This is a genomic window from Acinetobacter sp. WZC-1 (assembly GCF_052544965.1).
Genome location: NZ_CP199370.1, coordinates 2,597,069 through 2,617,847, shown reverse-complemented (window position 1 = coordinate 2,617,847; position 20,779 = coordinate 2,597,069). Strand labels below are relative to the sequence as shown.

Sequence of the window (20,779 nt, the reverse complement as noted above, 5' to 3'; positions counted from 1 at the left end):
AATTAAAGATACAGAATCTGGAGTGAAAATGTCCGAATTTCCTCAGGGACAAAAACATTGTTCATTTTGCGGTAAACCGCAGTCTGAAGTCGGGAAACTGATTGCAGGTGAGGACGCCTATATTTGTAATGAGTGTGTGGATGTATGCATGGACCTGGTACAGACCAGCCAACAGGTGGAAATAGGCGACTGGGCAACCCGGCCGCTGCCAAAGCCGCACGAGATTCGTGAAGCGCTGGATCAGTATGTGATTGGTCAGGATACGGCGAAAAAGACTTTGTCTGTTGCGGTTTATAACCATTACAAGCGTCTGAAAGTGACGCAGTCATCTGCACATAAATCCAGGGATGCCATAGAAATTGCCAAGAGTAATATTCTGCTGATTGGGCCGACCGGTTCCGGTAAGACATTACTAGCCCAGACGTTGGCACGCCTGTTGGATGTTCCTTTTGCCATGGCCGATGCAACCACTTTAACTGAAGCCGGTTATGTGGGTGAAGATGTTGAAAACATTGTGCAGAAATTACTGCAAAAAGCAGACTATGATGTGGAAAAGGCCGAGAAGGGCATTATTTATATTGATGAGATTGACAAGATTACCCGCAAATCTGAAAATCCATCAATTACCCGTGATGTTTCAGGGGAAGGTGTTCAGCAGGCCTTGTTGAAAATGATTGAAGGCACTGTGGCATCCATTCCGCCACAGGGTGGCCGTAAGCATCCACAGCAGGAATTTATCCAGATTGATACGGCAAATATTTTATTTATTTGTGGTGGTGCATTTTCCGGGCTGGAGCGTATTGTCCAACAGCGTCAGGAAAAGGGTGGCATTGGCTTTACTGCAGATGTCAAAAGTAAGGATGATGCCAAAAAAACCTCAGAACTGTTCCGTCAGGTTGAGGCGGCCGATCTGGTCAAATTTGGTCTGATCCCGGAATTTATTGGCCGTTTACCGGTGATTGCAACGCTTGAAGAACTGGATGAAGATGCGCTGATGCAGATTCTGACTGAGCCGAAGAACGCACTGACCCGTCAGTATCAATATCTGTTTGAGATGGAAGATGTCGATCTGATTTTCGAGGACTCTGCATTGCGTGCGGTGGCTAAAAAGGCATTGGAACGTAATACCGGTGCCCGTGGTCTGCGTTCAATCCTGGAAAATGTCCTGCTTGAAACCATGTATGATCTGCCGGCGCGCAGTGATGTCGGTACTGTCATTATCAATGAAGCGGTGATTAATGATAAGGCAGAACCGGTATATCAGGCCGAACGTCAGCCCAGGGTACAGCAGGATGTAGACGACAAGGCAGAATTGAAGGTGATTGACAGCAAATCTGCCTAGGCAGATGGCAGGCGTTCATGTAATTCGTCTGAAACGTGTAGGAAGTCTGACTTTTTACACGTTTTTTTATTTTTAAAATGCCAGCGGAATGTTAAGCTCGGTATACAGGGAGAGGGGTTAAAAAGCAAAATAACAAATACGCGGTGAGGGAAAATCATGCGTTACTTCGGGATCATACTCACCATCGGTTGTGGGCTGGTGGGGTGTCAGAGTCATCAGGTGATGAAGCAGCCATCAAATCAGGTTGTTTCAACATTGGATACCATTCATTTTGAAAAAGAAAACACGTTTTTTTCAGCGAAACGGGACCAGTACAGAATTGGTAAATTTTCAGTCGGTTCGTGGGTCAATCAGCAGCCGGGTCAATATTTTAAACTGGTCAGACCTCAGAATCCGCAGGCGGCTGTCGTGTATTTTTATCGTCCGGACAGTCGCTGGAACAGGCAGGAAATTATAGCCACCAGTTTCTTTTTAAACGGGAAGCGCATTCCAAGTCTGATCAGTAATCATTATTATTGGGTGGAACTGGCAGAAGGGGACTATAAATTAAGCCTCAGCCGGCCATTGGGGGTCATTCACTTTCAGAAACCCAGAATGGCTTACTTCAGTGTAAAAGCCGGGCAGCAGTACTTTGTCAAATATGAAGAAGAGCAATTCCGGGGTGGACCGAATGGCGATGCCGGATTACTGCGGGTGGGTCCTCTGATGCAGATGCCGACCCGTCAGGCGCTGAAGGAAATAGGCATGACGCAGCTGAAGACACCAGGGCTGAATTTTGTGGCGCAGCTGAGCGAAGATGGTAAGCTGATGAAAAGTCCTGAAAAAATTGACAGTGGTAAATACAGAGCCAGTGACGATGTGCATATGACGACGCCATTTAAAATATGGAATCCCCTGACCTGGTAATCCTGGTTTTCTGGATCAATGCAATTTCTCATCAATGCTTGCAGTTGTCTCCGGACGGATCATCATCCTGTCTGCTCCTCATGTTATATACACATTTTATGCATGTGTTGTTGATGCATATCTGCTGACAGAAGGACATTCGGTCCTTCTGTTCAGGGATTACATTATTTATTTTCACCCGCCTTTTTCTTCAGCTCGGCAAGCTGTTTGTTGATTTCCTGAAAATCCTTTTCAGCAGATTGCATGGTTGCAGCCATGCGGGTGTTCATAATTTTCATGGATTCCTGTGCGACCAGCGGGGTCTTTTTTAAAATGGATTGACCTATCGCTGACGAATAGAAATCGATCTGTGCCTGAACTTCTTCCGCAGTATAGGCCTGTTTATAAATTTTTTGCCAGACCGGTTGCATTTGCTGCCAGGAAACGGCCTGTTTGCTTTGCTCAAACAGTTTGTTCGCCAGTTGATTGGCAATGACCTGTTCCTGTGGCGTCAGTTGTTCATGTTTTACAATATTCTGCACAATGGCATAAGCCTGCTGATCCATTTGCGGCCGGATCTGCTGCATGGTTTCCTGCAATAACTGATTCATATTCATGACCTGCATCAGTTTCTCAATGGCCTGATCCGAAGGAGGCGCTGCCATGGCAATACAAGACAGGCCATTGAGACTGCACGCCAGTATCCATGATGTAATTTTCATTTTTATATTCCGGAATTAAAAAAGCACCCTAATCTTAGAGTGCTTTCCATACCGCTTTCAAGTTTTAATCCGAATTAAACCGCTGCAGCATCCACCACCGGAATTTTTCCGATTTTTGCCTGCCAGATTTTAGGTGCAATGGCATGAATGGAGGTGCCATTGACATCCACAGCGACAGAAACTGGCATATCTTCAACCACAAATTTATAGATTGCTTCCATTCCCAGGTCGGCAAAGGCCACTACTTCTGCTTCACGCACTGCTTTGGACACCAGGTAGGCTGCGCCACCGACAGCCATCAGATAAGTGGCCTGATTGTCCTTAATGGCTTCAATAGCCGTCGGACCACGGTCTGCCTTGCCGATCATGCCGAACAGACCGGTATGTTCCAGCACCTGACGGGTAAATTTGTCCATGCGGGTTGCTGTGGTCGGACCGGCAGGGCCAACCACTTCATCACCGACTGGATCAACCGGACCGACGTAATAAATAAATTTGCCTTTCAGATCGACTGGTAACTCCTCACCATTGTTGATCATATCCACCATGCGTTTATGTGCAGCATCACGACCGGTATAGATGGTGCCGTTCAGCAGCAGGGTGTCACCCGGTTTCCATGAATTCATTTCTTCCTGAGTGATGCTGTCCAGGTCAACACGGCGGGACTGGGATGAGTCCCAGGTCACTGCCGGATAATCTTCCAGTTTAGGGGCCTGAATGTGTGCAGTACCTGAGCCATCCAGCTGGAAATGTGCATGACGGGTTGCAGCACAGTTTGGAATCATACCGACAGGTTTGCCGGCTGCATGACATGGATAATCCTTGATTTTAATATCCAGTACGGTGGTCAGACCGCCCAGACCCTGCGCGCCAATTCCCAGCGCATTCACCTTTTCAAAGATTTCAATACGCAGCTCTTCCATGTTGTTCTGTGGACCACGGCGCAACAGTTCATCCATGTTGATTTCTTCCATTAATGCTTCCTTGGCAAGCATCATGGCTTTTTCGGCGGTTCCACCAATGCCGATACCAAGCATGCCCGGCGGACACCATCCGGCACCCATGGTCGGTACGGTTTTCAGCACCCAGTCCACAATGGAGTCAGACGGATTCAGCATGGCCAGTTTGGATTTGTTTTCTGAACCACCCCCCTTGGCGGCAACGGTAATATCAACTTTATTGCCGGGGACCAGTTTGTAGTGGATGACCGCCGGTGTGTTGTCTTTCGTATTCTTACGGCCAAAAGCCGGGTCTGCCAGTACGGAAGCGCGCAACACGTTTGAACTTTCCAGATAGCCCTGGCGTACGCCTTCATTCACAGCATCGTCCAGACTCATGCTCAGCTCAAATTTAACCTCCAGTCCCACTTCAAGAAATACATTGACAATACCGGTATCCTGACAGATCGGACGATGCCCTTCGGCACACATGCGTGAGTTAATCAGAATTTGTGCAATCGCATCCTTTGCGGCCTTGTTCTCTTCACGGTCATAGGCACGGCTCATGGCCTGAATGAAGTCCTGTGGATGGTAATAGGAAATAAACTGAAGTGCATCCCTGATCGAAGTGATCAGGTCGTCCTGCTTGATAATCGTGGTCATATCAAAAAAACTCCTGAGCTGGCTGTTGGCTGGCGGATCAAATTATACGGGATAAAGCCGTTTTTGTGGGCATTTTACTCAGAGGAAGGCTTAAAAATTCAGTCCATTAGCTCGCGTGAGCGACATGGTGAATGTGGTGTGAAGAGGATGGTTTGCTGGCTTCGGTTTGCTATGATATGAGACATCAGCTGATTCAGATGTATGAAGAAAATGACAGATCAGGCGCATTTTGCTAAAAATATTATTGAAATTTATAAAAAACATGGTCGTGCATGGACAGAAAAGCGCGGGCAATGTCTGTATGAAAAAGCATGGCTGGATCATTTTCTTGCATTGCTGCCTGAACATTCAGCTATATTGGATCTGGGCTGTGGTTCAGGCCGGCCGATTGCGGCTTATCTGATTGCGCAGGGGCATTGCATCACGGGAATGGACAGTTCAGATGTCATGATTGATATGGCCCGCAATAACTTTCCGGAACAACACTGGGTTCAGGCCGATATGCGGCAGATTGATCTGAATCAGAAGTTTCAGGGCATTCTTGCCTGGGACAGTTTTTTTCATTTAACTGCGGATGATCAGCGGCAAATGTTTCAGCAGTTTTCACAATCTGCGGAACGGGGTACTGTACTGATGCTGACCACTGGACCCGAGCAGGGGGAAGCCATGGGCGATATGTTTGGTGAGGTGTTGTACCACGCCAGTCTGTCACAGGATGAATACCGTGAATTGCTGAAAACGCATGGTTTTAAGGTGGTAAATATGATCGCAGAAGATGCTGAGTGTGCAGGGCATACTGTATGGCTGGCACAATATGTTGCATGATTGACAGTGGTATTTTATACCCTGGTTTTAAAACAGTGATCTTAAAGCAATGATTTTAAGATGTTGAGGCATTCAGGCGTCAGCTGCTTAGTCAATTGAATGATTGTACCGGATGATCATCAGATTCGTTGTGCTTTCACCTGATGGATTTTATCTGAGCTCTCCGCTAAAAAACCACCCGATCCTTCAATCGGGTGGAGATCAGACGGCTGGTTATTCCGCCTGTTGTTCAGCCTGAATCGCGGTTAATGCAATGGTAAAGACGATATCATCCACCAGCGCACCGCGGGACAGATCATTCACAGGTTTATTCAGACCCTGTAGCATTGGGCCGACACTGACCACATTGGCAGCACGCTGTACTGCCTTATAAGTGGTATTTCCGGTATTTAAGTCAGGGAAAATAAAAACATTGGCACGTCCGGCAACCGGGGAGTCCGGGGCTTTGGAATGCCCGACACTCTCTACGGAGGCCGCATCGTATTGCAGTGGGCCGTCAATCAGTAAATCAGGGCGGCGCTGTCTGGCAATCTCCGTCGCTCTGGCAACTTTTTCGACATCTGCACCGGCGCCTGATGTTCCTGTGGAATAAGAAATCATGGCGATACGTGGGTCAATGCCAAAGGCTTTTGCAGAGTCGGCAGACTGAATGGCAATTTCAGCCAGCTGCTCTGCATCCGGGTCCGGGTTAATTGCGCAGTCGCCATAGACATAGACTTCATCCGGCAACAGCATAAAAAAGATGGATGAAACCAATGAGTAGCCGGGGGCGGTTTTAATCAGCTGAAACGCCGGGCGCACGGTATTTGCCGTGGTATGCACCGCACCTGAGACCAGACCATCCACCTGATCCAGTGCCAGCATCATGGTGCCGAGTACCACCGTATCCTGCAGCTGCTCCCGGGCCTGTAACTCATTCAGTTTGCCCTTGCGCAGTTCAACCATTCGGGCCACATAATTTTCACGGATCAGGTCCGGATCAATAATTTCCAGTTCGGATGGCAACTCAATATTGCGGGCCCTGGCGACATCCAGTACGGTCTCCGGCTTTGCCAGCAGTACACACTGGGCAATGCCGCGGGACTGACAGATGGCAGCCGCCTGAATGGTGCGTGGCTCATCACCTTCCGGCAGGACGATGCGTTTTTTTGCTGCAATGGACTTCTGTACCAGCTCATGACGGAATGCAGAAGGTGACAGACGTGGGGTGTAATCACCATTCATAATCCGGGTCAGCCATTCCGGATCAATATGGCTGGAGACAAAACGGGTGACCTGGTCGGCACGCTCTATATCATCCACCGGAATTTCATTACTCAGACTGGACAGTTGCTGGGCTGTTTCAAAGGTGCTGCATGTCGTATGCAAAATGGGTAAGCCGTTTTTAATGGCAGACTGGCAGAATTTCAGGACCTGGGCATTTGGTTCATGATGTTCAGTCAGTACCAGTCCTGCCAATGGAATACCATTACTGGTGGCCAGGCTGCTTGCCAGCAGGACGTCTATCCGGTCTGAGGCGCTGATAATCAACTCACCCGCCACAAATTTATGTAATTCGTGTTCTATATTGGAGGCAATCAGGCTGCTGTGCAGCACTCTGCGCTTACGGGCACTACCTTCATTGATCCACACGGCCTGAATCTGCGCGGCCAGATCTGAGACACGAGGCACACTTAAGATATCACTGAAAGGTACCAGTCCGATGATGGGAAACTGACTGCTGCCAATATGTGGATGTGTGGCCTGGATGGCGGCTGTAAATTTATTGATCTCCGTGATCAGGCGCAGGTCGGTATCCATGGTGACTGGAATCTGTGCCGAATCTGCGGGCAGCCCACGGGTACGCATGAACAGGACACCTGCTGTCCGTGTCGAACTGGCACCACCGAAATGACGCAACTGGGAGTCGATTTTTTCAGCCGCATATTTAGCCTGATGAATATCTGCATTGCTGACAAAGATTACCTGGGCATCCAGCGCCTGTGCCAGTGAGGTGTTGACTTCACTGACAAAGGTATCCCGTGCATTGGGTGCCAGGCCTTCAACCACAATAAAATCATGGGCTTTTGCAACCTGACGATGCAGGCTGACGGCTTCTTCAAGCAATTCATCTGTTTCATCGGAATTCAGCAGGTGCGTCAGCTGAGCGTAGGGAATAGGCTCCACTGTTTCTGACTTTGAAACGTGACGATACAGTGCTGTGGTACGGTCAGCATCTGTGGTGAGTTCCTGGGAAAAGGGTTTCAGGAAACCGGCACTTATACCCTGGCATTCCAGTGCGTAAACCATGCCCAGACATGCGGATGTTAAACCTACACCTTCCCCGGTGGGGATCAGTAAAATTGTTTTCATATGCTTTTTCTTAATTCACTGGATATTGAAAGAATTGCTGATCAGGCTACGTAACATCATAGCATCTGATTCAGTTCTGCTGTAAGTCGGAAGGTTGAGTGACCACCTGTCCGGTCTCATGGGCAATCCGGCCTTCTTCATCTGTGGGAATGACCCAGATCTGAGGGCCATTACCCTGATCAACCCGTCCTTCAGCACCACGTTTTAAGCTGTAATTACCTTCCTTGCTCAGATTGAAACCGAAGTGCGGTAAATGAGCGATGGTTTTTTCACGGATATAGGCTGAGTTCTCGCCAATACCACCGGTAAAGATCAGACCGTTAATATGCGGCAGGGCACAGCTTAATGCTGCCAGTGATTTTGCAAGCCGATAACAGAATACTTCAAGGGCAAGTACAGCATATGCATTGCCCTGCTCAGACGCTTCGATGACCGTACGCATATCATTTGAAAGTTCAGATAGTCCCAGTAATCCACTTTGCTGATTCAGCATGTGATCAACCTGATCAATGTCCCAACCCAGGTTATGTACAAGGAAACCGTGCAGGCTTGGGTCCACGTCACCGCTGCGGGTGCCCATGACGACGCCTTCAAGCGGGGTCATGCCCATGGAGGTGTCCAGGCTCTGGCCATTCCAGACGGCACAGGTTGAGCTGCCATTACCCAGATGAGCGCTTAACCATCCGCCCTGTCTGAAGTGACCGGCGAGACTGGATGCACGTTCTGAGACATAGGCATGGCTGGTGCCATGAAAGCCATAGCGCCGGACATTGTGCCGGGTATATAAAAAACCGGGGATTGCATAGCGGTAAGCATGTGCAGGCATGGTCTGGTGAAATGCGGTATCAAATACCGCCACCTGCGGCAATTGTGGAAACAGGCGCATGGTTGCATCAATGCCCAGTAAATGGGCAGGGTTGTGTAATGGTGCCAGCGGGGTTGCTTCACGAATACGTTCAATGATTTCAGGGGTCAGTAATTCTGCTCTGGTCAGGGTGCCGCCATGGACTACACGATGACCAATCGCCTGAGGTTTGTACTGGGAGAGATGACTGAGGATGGTTTCCAGTGCCTGCTCATGGTCGGCATGGGGAATGGCCAGCTCAAGCGGCTGATTGTCTGCTGTAGTTCCCTTAATCCGGGCATCGGCAGAACCTAAATTTTCTGCCAGGCCGGAGATCCGGCTTACATGCTGGTCAGGCTGTTCTGTAATCAGCGCATATTTGATGGATGAAGAACCGCAATTGATGACTAAGACTGGTATGGACACGTTAATTACCTGAATGAATGGAAGAAGTCACTGTTCTGATTGATCAGACTATTATTGTGCAATATTTGGGCGTACTGTTCAGAGTGGACTTCAGGAGATTAAGTTTAACGACTGATCTGATTTACAACTTTTTCATATTTATCAGTATGTGAGTTAACTTATCACAATTAGGGTGCAATAAAAGTACCGGCAGACGAAGAAAGGAAATTTTTTGTTAATCAGCCCTGAAATGGGGCAGGATGGTTCAGATGGCAGACTGCCATGGTGCGATGGGTGATGGTTTTCGAATCGGGGTGCAGCCGGAGGCTCAGTCTGAATCTCCGGTCTTTAAACTGATTTACTGACGAATTTGGCCGTCTCCCAGGACAATCCATTTCTGCGATGTCAGACCTTCCAGCCCCACCGGGCCACGGGCATGAATTTTATCTGTGGAAATACCGATTTCCGCGCCCAGACCATATTCAAAGCCGTCAGCAAAACGGGTCGAAGCATTGACCATGACTGAACTTGAATCCACACGAGTCAGGAACTGACGGGCCAGGCTGAAATTTTCAGTGATAATCGCATCGGTATGGTGTGAACCATATTGATTAATATGCTGAATGGCTTCTTCAATGCCACCGACCACCTTAATGGCAAGAATGGGCCCCAGGTATTCGGTGTACCAGTCTTCCTCACTTGCCGGTTGCACAGCAGCACCCAGAATTCGCTGTGTCTGCAGGCAGCCGCGCAGCTCCACCTGTTTTTCAGCATAAAGTTCAGCAATGCGTGGCAGAAACTCTTCTGCGACTTTTTCATCGACCAGCAGGGTTTCCATGGCATTACAGACACCATAACGGTGTGTTTTTGCATTCAGTGCAATGGGCAGCGCCTTATGCAGATCAGCCTGAGCTTCCACGAAGACATGACAGTTGCCATCCAGATGTTTAATGACGGGAATGGTGGCTTCATTGGTAATGCGTTCAATCAGGCTTTTGCCGCCACGGGGTACAATGACATCCACATATTCAGACATGGTAATCAGTTGGCCGACGGCTGCCCGGTCAGCAGTATTGATCACCTGAACGCAGCTTTCCGGTAAACCGGCTGTTTTTAAGCCATGCTGTATGGCCTCGGCAATGGCTTTATTGGATTCCAGCGCTTCTGAACCACCACGCAGAATAATGGCATTGCCGGATTTCAGGGCAAGCGATGCCGCTTCCAGGGTAACATTCGGGCGTGATTCATAGATCATGCCGACCACACCCAGTGGAACCCGCATTTTCCCAATCTGAATGCCGCTTGGCCGATAGGTCAGATCGGTAATTTCACCAATGGGATCAATTAGGCTGATGACGTCCTTTAAACCCTGAAGCATGCCTTTGAAGCGTGCCGGAGTCAGTTCCAGTCGGTCAAGCAATGCACTGTCCAGCTGATTGGCATGCGCCTTTTGCATGTCTGTCTGATTGGCAGCCAGAATAAGGGGTTCATTGTTTTGCAGGGCAGTATAAATTGCAGACAGGGCATTGTTTTTCACCAGTGTAGAGGCAGCAGCAAGTGTGGCTGACGCCTTGCGTGCCTGCTGTCCAGTGGTTTGCATATATTGCTCAATTGAGTCTTGCATGATGATTTGTCTGAATTACCGGAAAATTTCCATTTGATATTAACAGTCTGTGCCATAACAATCCATGCTTATTCAGCGGGAAAAATCAGGGGTGGATCGGACTGGCAATCATTTTTTTGTATCCTGGCCCCTAAAACTGGATAAATGGTCAACATTATGATTGCGGAGAAAACAGACTATTCTATAGAATGAGACAATAAGGATATTGACCTCATACAATTTTAATTGCCCGCGCGGACTGGAAGAGCGGACAATACAGCTCGTACAGGACTTGCACAGTAAAAGAATAATGCAGGGATGGAGGAAGGGAATGAATTCCATTATTCAGATGGATACGGAAGTGCACCAGGCCGGTTCAGGTTTCGGTTTTTTCGATATCTACAACAGAAACAGCTTTAAGCAACCTGCGCGCATCACGTGGATTGATGGCTGGAAAATTGAATACATGGCGATCGCGGACCCGCGGACCATGTATGAAACACCGATTATCATTGTCGGCGGTGCTTTTCAGAATTTTAACTCATACAAATATTGTGTCGAGCAACTGTTTGAAAAGGGGCCTGTCATTCTGATTGATCTACCTTCACTGGGATCCAATCAGCAGATCAGCAACCGGGATAGTGGTGTTTCGGCCGGAAGCCTGGAGCTACCGGATTTATCCGCAATGCTGGGAGCATGGCTGGATATTGTCGGCATTGCAAAAGTTTCGGTGATGGGAATGTCACTTGGATCGGTGGTGGCGTCCTGTTTTGCGGTGCAGCGCCCTGAACTGGTTGACCGTATGATCCTGATGGGCGTCATGCAGAAGACTCGCAAAAGCTGGCGTATGCTGCTGGAAGAGTCTTTGTTGCTGATGAAGGAACAGCGCATGGATGAATTTGGCCAGGCAGTGATTCTGTATCTGGTGAATCATGCAAAACTGGATAAAACCCGGATGTCTCCGACCGCAAAGCGGCTGTTTTTCAGGCAGATGGCTGAATTCTCTGCAACCGAACAGCAACGCTATGAAATTAACTGCAATCGTTTGCTGCGTCTGCAGAATGTACCGGTACCGCAATGTAAGACGCTGGTGGCCTGTGGAGAGTTCGACAGTTTTACCCTGCCGCATGAAAATGCCAATTTTGCCCTGCAATGTCCGGATATGGAATTTGCACTGATTGCCAATGCTGACCATGTGCCGCAATTACAGCGTCGCAAGGAAACCATGAATTTGTTTACCACTTTTTTAAAGGAAGAATCCATTCAGAAAGTTGAAGGGATTATTTGCCTGACACGTGAACAAATGCAGTACATGGAGCGGCGGGGTGAAGAGCGTATTGCGGTGCTGGAGGCGGAGACGGTGTTAACCCATCGGCACAGACCGGATCAGCTCAGCGTAAATATTGTGGATATCAACTACTTTGGTGTGTTGTTCAGTCTTCAGAATACGCAGCAATTGCATTTTGTAAATCAGTTCCCGCGTGATTTGGCCTTGCATCTGAGTGATGCTGAGGGCGAATTTAAAATTGAATGTCTGATTTTTGAAGCCGATGAAAAACAGGTGCGGGCGTTGTTTAAACATGGCAGTTTTGATATTGCGGACCGATTGCTGCGCTTTATTGCACGTCAGAAACAGACGATTGCTGAAGTGGAAGTGGTGGTGTGAGCCACCACTGATCAGTGCTGAATGCTCAACTGGATTGTGCGTGTATGACCCAGACCAGATCACCCTGATGCTGTTCAGGATCTGTGTTGTCAGGCGGGGTGGTCTGAGGTGAATGTTCACTGACATATAACCGTGGCTGTATTACTTCCACCTGTCTGAAACCTGCCTGATGAAAGAAATCACGAACTTCTGCCGGACGGGTAAAATGAAAACTGAATGCACTGCGGGACATCAGTTTTAAGAATCTGCTGCTGCTCCAGATGAGTCGGGCCAGTTTATGCTGGACCGGTTCAGGATAGAGGTCGGTTAAATAATGCAGTGCCTTGAATTGCTGTCCATATCGGACAATTGATTGAAGCAATTGCTGCAATAAGGGCTGATCAAAATAATTGATTAGCCCTTCACTGATAATCACCAATGGCCGCTGTTGATCAAAAACCTCAAAAGCACGCTGGAAATCTTCAGTAAATAGATCGGCTGAAAGCACATTCGGGCTGTTTTGATCCATACGTTGCAGGGCCGCCTGTTTGGTGCTGGCCATGTCAGGCAGATCCAGTTCGCGGTAATCGATATCAGGAAAATGCTGTCTGAACCACCAGCCCCGGGGAGACAGTCCGGCTGCAATTTCCAGCACCTGCATATCGGGATACTGCAGGATCAGCTGAGTCAGTTGTTCATCCAACAGGCGATGCCGGGTTTTTAAGGTGGTGCGCATACTGCCACCGATATATCGCTCCGCCAGGCTTTCCACAGGATGTATAAGGCCGGCGAGGAATTTGCCTTTTGCCGTTGCAAGCAATGGATGAGAGATGCCCATTTGATACCAGATATAACCGGTATAGTGTGCTGTAAAGGAAATATGGCGATGTCGGGAAAGTGGCTCAGTCATGATCATCCCTTAAATGACTTTGTTGTTTTGTGGGTGTCTGCCTGTGGCAGCTCCTGTTTTATGGCGATATGAAGGCAGGTTGTATACCATGCCGGGAACAGCAGGCTTTTGCTGTTCCCTTTCTTTTTATAAGGAATCTGTAAATTTTTCAATGGTCTTTTTGACAGATTGCCATACCGGCCCCAGTTCGGGCGGTGAGCAGTTCTGTCGCGGTGGAATGGTGCCGCGCATACGTTCCAGGCGTTGCTGATTTGGCAGCGGGAAATGCGCAATACTGTTCAGGGCCAGCAGGGCAGCCTCGCGGTTATTACAGACCAGGCCCATATCACAGCCAGCCTGCAGGGCGGCCTGAATGCGTGCATCAGCGCCACCGGCGATACCGGCAGCTTCCATGCTTAAATCATCGGAAAAAAGCACACCATCAAAATTCAGCTGCTGACGCAACACCTTCTGCAGCCAGAAGGAGGAAAAACCGGCAGGATTCGGGTCGACATTTTCATAAATGACATGTGCCGGCATCAGGGCATCCAGTTGTGGCTGTAAGTGGATAAAGCTCTGCATATCGTGGTCATGAATGTCCTGATAACTGCGTGGGTCAATTGCAGCAGCAACATGTGAATCTGCCTGGACTGAACCATGTCCGGGGAAATGTTTGCCGGTCGTGGCCATACCGGCAGCATGCATGCCTTTCATGAAAGCCCGTGCCAGTGGAATGATATCGTCCATATTGCTGGAAAATGCACGATTACCGATGACATCACTGATGCCATTGATATCCAGTACCGGCGCAAAACTGAAGTTAATACCGACGGCAAGGACTTCTGTGGCCATCAGCCAGCCGCATTGTTCGGTTAAACTCAGTGCCTGCTGTGGTTCGGTCTGGTAAAGTCTGCCAAAATCCCCCATCGCCGGCAGTGTGGTAAAACCAGACCTTAAGCGCTGAACCCGGCCACCTTCCTGATCAACGGCAATTAAAATTTCCGGACGGATCTGACGCATATGATCGGTCAGGGCGCGGACCTGTTGTGGAGATTCGATATTACGGGAAAATAAAATCATCCCGCCGACTTGCGGAAACCGTAATAGTTCAATATCTTCCTGAGTAAGTTCTGTGCCTGCAATATCAAGCATCAATGCGCCAATCATGGGAAATCCGTCATTGTATTTTTTAAAAGGAAACAATACTCGAATTTTGCAATGATTTGCTACATTTTATTGGTACAGATTATGATAAAACTACACGACACAGATCGATAAAGTTGTTTAAGATTTTGAATCTGTTGAATTCAGACTGAAAACCATGCAACTGGAAACCTCGAGGAAGTATTAGGATTTATGAAACTTCAAACAATTGCCTGCGCCGTTGCCGTTGCAACTGGTGGTTTATTTTTTACGCACACCATCAGTCAGGCTATGGCAGAAACCAGGCCTGCTTCCGTTTCCCGTTCAATTCAACCGACTCAGGAGCAGGCATTGGTTGCGCGCCAGCTGGCTACACTGGTCGATCGTCAGCATTATCTGAATATGCGTCTGGATGCCAATACCTCAAACCGGATTCTGGACATGTATATTGACAGTCTGGATCCGGAACACACGCTGTTTCTGGCGTCAGAAGTTACCGCTTATAAAAAGCAATATGGGGCGACGCTGGGGGCATCATTGAAGGCAGGTGATTTATCCGGTCCCTACGCCATTCATGCAAAATACCGGGAGCGTCTGAAAGCTTTCTATACATTTATGCTGGCAGAGCTGAAGAAACCACAGAATTTAAATCAGCCGAATAGCTATATTGACACAGACCGTGAAAAGGCAGCGTTTTTCAGCACGCAGGGCGAGCAGGAAAATTACTGGCAAAAAATGCTGGTGTCGCAGCTGATCAATCTGACCATTACCCGGCAGGAAGAGCAGGCGAAGCAGAAGGCACTGAAAGCTGACCCTTCGCTGGCGGATGGCCAGGACTTAACGGCTTCAGAAGATCTGACCCCGGTTCAGACCCTGACTAAGCGTTATAGTCGCCAGATGGAACGCATTGGACGCATGAAAAGCGATGATGTGCTGGAAAAAATTCTGAATTCGATGACGCTGACCTATGATCCGCACAGCAACTATTTCCCGCCACTGGATGCAATTGAACTGAATCGTCAGACGACGCTGCAACTGGAAGGGATTGGGGTATCCATTCGCCCTGAGCGCAGTAATGAAGACTACACCCGTATTGAAACCATTGTGGAAGGTGGTCCGGCCAGCAAATCCGGTCAGGTGAAATCCGGAGACCGGATTATCGGTGTTGCTCAGGACGGCGATAAAAAAATGGTGGATGTTATTGGCTGGCCAAGTTCGGAAATTGTTGGATTGATCCGGGGTAAACGCGGTACAAAAGTTACGATTAAACTGCTTGGTTCGGGGGCATCCATGAATCAGGCACGGTCAGTGACACTGACCCGGGATGTGATTCAGGAAGAAGATGCCGGTGTGCGTTCCCGTACTGTTGAAGTCAAACGCGATGGCAAGGCACATAAATTTGGCGTGCTTGAAATTCCGTCTTTTTATCTGAATTACCGTGCGCGCCGTGCAGGAGGAGAATACCGCTCGGTTGCAGAGGATACCAATAAGGCACTGAAGTCCCTGGCGGCTCAGAATGTAGAAGGTATTATTATCGACTTGCGTAATAATCCGGGTGGCTCACTGGAAGAAGTTGCAAAAATGATTGGTCAGGTCATTAAACAGGGGCCTGTGGTGCAGATCCGTGATGGCAATGGCAATGTCAGTGTTTTTGAAGATTATGATAATGACGCACAGACCTATGCCGGTCCACTGGCGGTGATTATCAACCTCGCATCTGCATCTGCCAGCGAAATTTATTCAGCTGCGATTCAGGACTATGGTCGTGGGGTAATTATTGGCAGTACCACCACCGGAAAGGGAACCGCGCAGGTGCAGCTGGATAGTCTGGCCTATGGTCAGGCGACATTGACCCAGCGTAAGTTCTACCGGGTCACCGGTGGCAGCACCCAGAACAAGGGGGTGATTCCGGATATCAAACTGGTGGATATCTATGATGAAGAGTTTGGTGAACGCAAGGCAAAAAATGCGCTGAAATGGGATACCATTCCGACTGCACCGTTTAAACGCGATGGTGTCATCCAGCCCTATGTCCAGCAATTGGATGGATTTTCGCAAAAACGGGTGGTTCAGGACCCGCAATTTCAGTATCTGAAAACACGTAAGGCCATTGCACAGCAAACTAAGGATCAGAAAAAAATTGTGCTGGATATTGACCAGCGCAAGGCTGAACTGGAAGCGCTGGAACTGAAAACACTTCAGGCAGAAAATAAACGCCGGACTGAAACCGGGCTGAAGCCTTATTCCAACTGGGAAAGTTATCAGGCCTCGCTGGATGCACTGGCAGAATCACGTGCCAAAATGAAAGCGACTCAGCGTCCGCCACTGCCGGAAGAGGAAGCTTTTGTAACGGAATCGGCAAATGTACTGATGGATCTGGCAAACATCAGGAAAAATAACTAGATTCTGTTTTTAGTTATATGAAAAGAGTGTATTCTGATATGCTCTTTTTTATATAGATTGATAAAGAACTTGATCTTCAATGAGATAGTGATATTTTAAAAGGATTCAACATTCCTTAAAAAAAGCGAAGCTTTCGCGGTTTTCCGTCATTTTTTTGTTGCCAATAACAATAATGAGTTCACTTTCGGAAGTGTTTTTTTATGATTCATATGGATTATGACAGTCATCTTGTAGTTGGTTCTGCAATTGTTGCAGTCATAACCTGTTACCTGGCGATTTCGCTGGAGCAGCGCATTTTTAATCATGCCCGTCCCGGCTACCGGAAGCTGATGTCAGTGATTTGCGGTATGCTTTTAGGTCTGGTGATCTGGGCCATACATTTTATTGGAATTTTTGCCTGTCATCTGCCGTCGGGTTACTCCTTTGACCCCGGACTGACGTTCTTTTCCTACGTTATTGCAATGGTTGCTTCTATTTTTGCCATATGGCTGATCATCCGGGATACCCTGCCGCTGGCACGGCTGGTACTGGGGGCAATACTGATGGGCGGCGGGATTGCCGGTGTGCATTATGTCGGCATGCTGGGGCTGAATATTCCGGACCGTGAAATCCGCTATGATGCCTTATTGGTGGTATTTTCAATTTTAATTGCCATCAGTGGTTCCGGTCTGTCTTTCTGGCTTTCCTTTAAATATAAAAAAGCCCAGCAATATAGAAATATTTTTAGACTGGCCGTGGCCTGCATGATTACACTGACCATTCTGGGCATGCACTATACCGGAATGGCGTCATCGTCCTTTTCTCCGTTGCAGGACAATGAGCTGCTTTTTCGGGATTATCAGGACAGTCAGAATCAGGCCTTATTTGTTGCCATTTTTATTACCAGTCTGATTATGGTGGCTGCTTTTTCTGTGGCGATTCTGGAATTGCGGCTGGAAGAACGCAACCTGCAACTTCTAATGGCCAACCGGGAACTGGAAAATCAGGCGCTGCAGGACAACCTGACTAAATTGCCCAATCGTTTCTTCCTGCTGGATTATACCAACTCATTATTTGCTTCCTTTAAGCTCGGTGAGCATAAAATTGCATTCATGTATATCGATCTGGATTTGTTTAAATCCGTGAATGATGCCTTCGGGCATCATATTGGCGATGAGTTACTGGTGAAACTTGCACAAAGACTGCATGCCCTGTTGCGGGAAAATCAGAAACTGATCCGCATTGGGGGGGATGAGTTTCTGTTAATTCTCAAATGCTCATCACAGGCGCAGGTCGAAGAAATGGCCAGCCTGGTTTTACAGCGGATTCAGGAAAGTTTTTTAATTTCAGAAAAGGAAATTAACATTTCGGCCAGCATTGGGATTGTCTTTTATCCGGAACATGGCAATAACCTGCAGGATCTGCTGATGAACGCAGATGCTGCCATGATGCTGTCCAAGGAACAGGGCCGTAACACCTATAGTTTTTTTAACCATTCCATTGACCGGCAACAACTGAACAGAAGTCAGTCCAAATTGATTAACGACCTGTATAAAGCTGTTGAAGAACAGCAATTTATTCTGTTTTATCAGCCGAAATTTACAACGGATTATAATATTTGCGGCCTGGAAGCACTGATCCGCTGGAAACATCCAACCCTGGGCTTGCTGGCACCGGGCATGTTTATTGATGGTGCAGAACAGACGGGTTTAATTATCCGGATGGGCTATTGGACCCTGGAACAGGCCTGTAAGCAAATTCAGACCTGGACAGAAAAGCATTTTAAGTTTTATTCCGTTGCTGTGAATTTGTCTGCTGTTCAGTTTGAACATAAGCATCTGATTGAAACACTGGAAAGGCTGATTCAGAAGTATCAGTTACAGGATGGCAGTCTGATGATTGAAATTACTGAATCAACGGCTATGCATCATATTGAAACCAGCATTCAGACCTTTGAGAAACTCCGCGAACTGGGGATTCGGCTGGCGATTGATGATTTTGGAACCGGTCATTCAAGCTTCCTGTATTTAAAGGATTTACCGGTGGATGAGCTGAAAATTGACCGGGAGTTTATCCGTGATTTATCAGTTGGATCCAAGGAAGAAATGATTCTGGAAAGCATTATTCAGCTGGCCGTACGACTGGGGTTGATTGTGACTGCAGAAGGCGTGGAGACGGAGCAGCAGGCAGACATTTTAAAACGTCTCGGGTGCCAGCAGTTACAGGGGTATCTGCTGGGTATGCCGCTTCCTGTGGACCGTCTTGAAGAAAACTATCGTATCCAGTGGAACTGAGGTCATGCAAAATGCCCGAATGTGGGGATTGCAGTGATTGATTCATTTTTTGTCTGATCGGCCATGTGATTCAAAAACAGTATTGATCTGTTACAATATGGCCAGTTCTTAATATTGATCAGCGTTTGATCCTGATGCTGCACTTTTGCAGTAGGTATCCCCCATGAGTTTTAAAGATCAACTGGCGGCACAGGTCGCCCAAAGACGAACCTTTGCCATCATATCGCATCCGGATGCCGGAAAAACCACCATGACAGAAAAATTGCTGTTATGGGGAAAGGCCATTCAGGTGGCGGGGATGGTCAAAAGCCGCAAATCTGACCGTGCTGCCACATCTGACTGGATGGAAATGGAAAAGGAGCGTGGTATCTCAATCACCACCTCTGTGATGCAGTTTCCATTCAGGGAGCATGTGATTAACCTGCTGGATACGCCAGGGCATGAAGATTTTTCCGAAGATACCTATCGGACACTGACCGCTGTTGATTCTGCGCTGATGGTTATTGATGGTGCCAAAGGGGTCGAGGAGCGAACCATCAAATTGATGGAAGTGTGCCGCATGCGTGACACGCCAATCATCTCTTTTGTCAATAAAATGGACCGTGAAATCCGTGAGCCGCTGGAATTACTGGATGAGATTGAAAACGTCCTGAATATCCGCTGCGTCCCGATCACCTGGCCACTGGGCATGGGGCGGGACTTTGCCGGGGTATACAACCTGCTGGAAGAAAAGCTTTATATTTATAAGGCTGGTTTTGGCTCCACCATTACCGATATTGAAGTACGGGAAGGTTATGATTATCCGGATATCCGTGAGAAAGTCGGTGAACTGGCGTTTGCAGCATTTGAAGAATCACTGGAACTGGTGCAGATGGCCAATGAACCGCTGGATCCTGAACTGTTCCTGCAGGGCAAGCAGACACCGGTACTGTTCGGTACTGCTTTAGGTAACTTTGCCGTGGATCATGTATTGAATGCCTTCATTCAGTGGGCACCACAACCGAAAGCACATCCGGCCCAGGAACGTGCAGTCGAATCTGCCGAAGAAGGGTTCAGTGGCTTTATTTTTAAAATCCAGGCCAATATGGATCCGAAACACCGGGACCGGATTGCATTTATGCGCATCTGTTCAGGTAAATACGAAAAAGGCCTGAAAATGAACCATGTTCGTCTGGGCAAGGATATCCGCATCAGTGATGCACTGACTTTCCTGGCCGGTGAGCGTGAACAGCTGGAAGAAGCATGGCCGGGCGATATCATAGGTTTGCATAACCACGGCACCATTCAGATTGGAGATACCTTTACTTCCGGTGAAAATCTGCACTTTACCGGTATTCCACACTTTGCACCTGAAATGTTCCGCCGGGTGCGGCTGAAGGATCCATTGAAATCCAAACAGCTGCAGAAAGGCCTGAAGGAACTTTCAGAAGAAGGTGCGACTCAGGTGTTCATGCCACAGATCAATAATGATCTGATTGTCGGTGCTGTGGGCGTACTGCAGTTTGATGTGGTGGCCTATCGCTTGAAGGAAGAATACAAAGTGGATTGTATTTATGAACCGGTTAACATTAATACCGTGCGCTGGGTGTCCTGTGACGATGAGCGTAAATTCAATGAATTTAAAAAGAAAGCACATGATCAGCTGTCACTGGATGGCGGAGGGCATCTGACCTACCTGGCGCCCAGCCGGGTCAACCTGCAGCTCATGCAGGAGCGTTATCCGGATATTCAGTTCCGGGCAACACGGGAACATTGATCATGTCAGGTTTCGTGTTGCAGTAAAATGTAAATGCAGCTTCCTCGGGGAGCTGTTTTTGTATCAAAATAGTCGATCTTGAGATTTTAAG

Annotated in this window: 14 protein-coding genes; 7 read left to right on the top strand and 7 right to left on the bottom strand. The window is 48.1% G+C overall.

All coding sequences use genetic code 11. The annotated features are described in order from the left end of the window. Window positions 1–28: 28 nt before the first annotated feature. Window positions 29–1,342, top strand: a complete 1,314-nt coding sequence (gene clpX, locus ACT6PV_RS12040) for an ATP-dependent Clp protease ATP-binding subunit ClpX (RefSeq protein WP_445116574.1) — start codon at window positions 29–31, stop codon at window positions 1,340–1,342. Window positions 1,343–1,498: 156 nt separating this feature from the next. Then, window positions 1,499–2,248, top strand: a complete 750-nt coding sequence (locus ACT6PV_RS12035; RefSeq protein ID WP_445116573.1) for a DUF2846 domain-containing protein — start codon at window positions 1,499–1,501, stop codon at window positions 2,246–2,248. A gap of 164 nt (window positions 2,249–2,412) precedes the next feature. Here ACT6PV_RS12035 and ACT6PV_RS12030 read toward each other — a convergent pair whose 3' ends face one another. Then, complete coding sequence (locus ACT6PV_RS12030; RefSeq protein WP_445116572.1) at window positions 2,413–2,949, bottom strand: DUF2059 domain-containing protein; 537 nt, start codon at window positions 2,947–2,949, stop codon at window positions 2,413–2,415. Window positions 2,950–3,023: 74 nt separating this feature from the next. Further along, on the bottom strand, window positions 3,024–4,550 hold the full coding sequence (locus ACT6PV_RS12025) for a fumarate hydratase (RefSeq protein WP_445116571.1): 1,527 nt from the start codon (window positions 4,548–4,550) through the stop codon (window positions 3,024–3,026). 210 nt (window positions 4,551–4,760) lie between these two features. Between ACT6PV_RS12025 and ACT6PV_RS12020 the strand changes: the two genes are divergently transcribed. Beyond that, window positions 4,761–5,375, top strand: coding sequence for a class I SAM-dependent methyltransferase (locus tag ACT6PV_RS12020; protein ID WP_445117107.1), 615 nt, complete (start codon window positions 4,761–4,763; stop codon window positions 5,373–5,375). A 213-nt stretch (window positions 5,376–5,588) separates the two neighbouring features. On the opposite strand, the gene pta is transcribed toward ACT6PV_RS12020, so the two are convergent. The 3 genes from pta to ACT6PV_RS12005 form a co-directional block, all read right to left on the bottom strand. Beyond that, on the bottom strand, window positions 5,589–7,727 hold the full coding sequence (gene pta, locus ACT6PV_RS12015) for a phosphate acetyltransferase (protein WP_445116570.1): 2,139 nt from the start codon (window positions 7,725–7,727) through the stop codon (window positions 5,589–5,591). 70 nt (window positions 7,728–7,797) lie between these two features. After that, a complete protein-coding gene (locus ACT6PV_RS12010) occupies window positions 7,798–8,997 on the bottom strand; it encodes an acetate/propionate family kinase (RefSeq protein WP_445116569.1) in 1,200 nt (399 codons plus the stop codon). Between the two features lie 337 nt (window positions 8,998–9,334). Beyond that, the gene (locus ACT6PV_RS12005) at window positions 9,335–10,600 is read right to left on the bottom strand and encodes a glutamate-5-semialdehyde dehydrogenase (RefSeq protein ID WP_445116568.1); all 1,266 of its coding nucleotides are present in this window, start codon (window positions 10,598–10,600) and stop codon (window positions 9,335–9,337) included. 310 nt (window positions 10,601–10,910) lie between these two features. Between ACT6PV_RS12005 and ACT6PV_RS12000 the strand changes: the two genes are divergently transcribed. Then, the gene (locus ACT6PV_RS12000) at window positions 10,911–12,245 is read left to right on the top strand and encodes an alpha/beta fold hydrolase (protein WP_445116567.1); all 1,335 of its coding nucleotides are present in this window, start codon (window positions 10,911–10,913) and stop codon (window positions 12,243–12,245) included. A gap of 25 nt (window positions 12,246–12,270) precedes the next feature. Here the strand turns inward: ACT6PV_RS12000 and ACT6PV_RS11995 are convergent, their stop codons facing one another. Together ACT6PV_RS11995 and nagZ are read right to left on the bottom strand one after the other, a co-directional pair. Next, complete coding sequence (locus ACT6PV_RS11995; RefSeq protein ID WP_445116566.1) at window positions 12,271–13,134, bottom strand: class I SAM-dependent methyltransferase; 864 nt, start codon at window positions 13,132–13,134, stop codon at window positions 12,271–12,273. A gap of 126 nt (window positions 13,135–13,260) precedes the next feature. Then, a complete protein-coding gene (gene nagZ, locus ACT6PV_RS11990; RefSeq protein ID WP_445116565.1) occupies window positions 13,261–14,280 on the bottom strand; it encodes a beta-N-acetylhexosaminidase in 1,020 nt (339 codons plus the stop codon). 189 nt (window positions 14,281–14,469) lie between these two features. On the opposite strand from nagZ, the gene ACT6PV_RS11985 reads away from it, so the two are divergent. The 3 genes from ACT6PV_RS11985 to ACT6PV_RS11975 all read left to right on the top strand — a co-directional run bounded on the left by ACT6PV_RS11985 (window position 14,470) and on the right by ACT6PV_RS11975 (window position 20,688). After that, window positions 14,470–16,659 (top strand): carboxy terminal-processing peptidase, encoded by a 2,190-nt coding sequence (locus tag ACT6PV_RS11985; RefSeq protein WP_445116564.1) that lies wholly within the window; start codon window positions 14,470–14,472, stop codon window positions 16,657–16,659. Between the two features lie 200 nt (window positions 16,660–16,859). Beyond that, window positions 16,860–18,932: a putative bifunctional diguanylate cyclase/phosphodiesterase gene (locus ACT6PV_RS11980; RefSeq protein WP_445116563.1), complete on the top strand. Its 2,073-nt coding sequence runs from the start codon at window positions 16,860–16,862 to the stop codon at window positions 18,930–18,932. A gap of 163 nt (window positions 18,933–19,095) precedes the next feature. Beyond that, window positions 19,096–20,688: a peptide chain release factor 3 gene (locus ACT6PV_RS11975; RefSeq protein WP_445116562.1), complete on the top strand. Its 1,593-nt coding sequence runs from the start codon at window positions 19,096–19,098 to the stop codon at window positions 20,686–20,688. Window positions 20,689–20,779 lie beyond the last annotated feature (91 nt).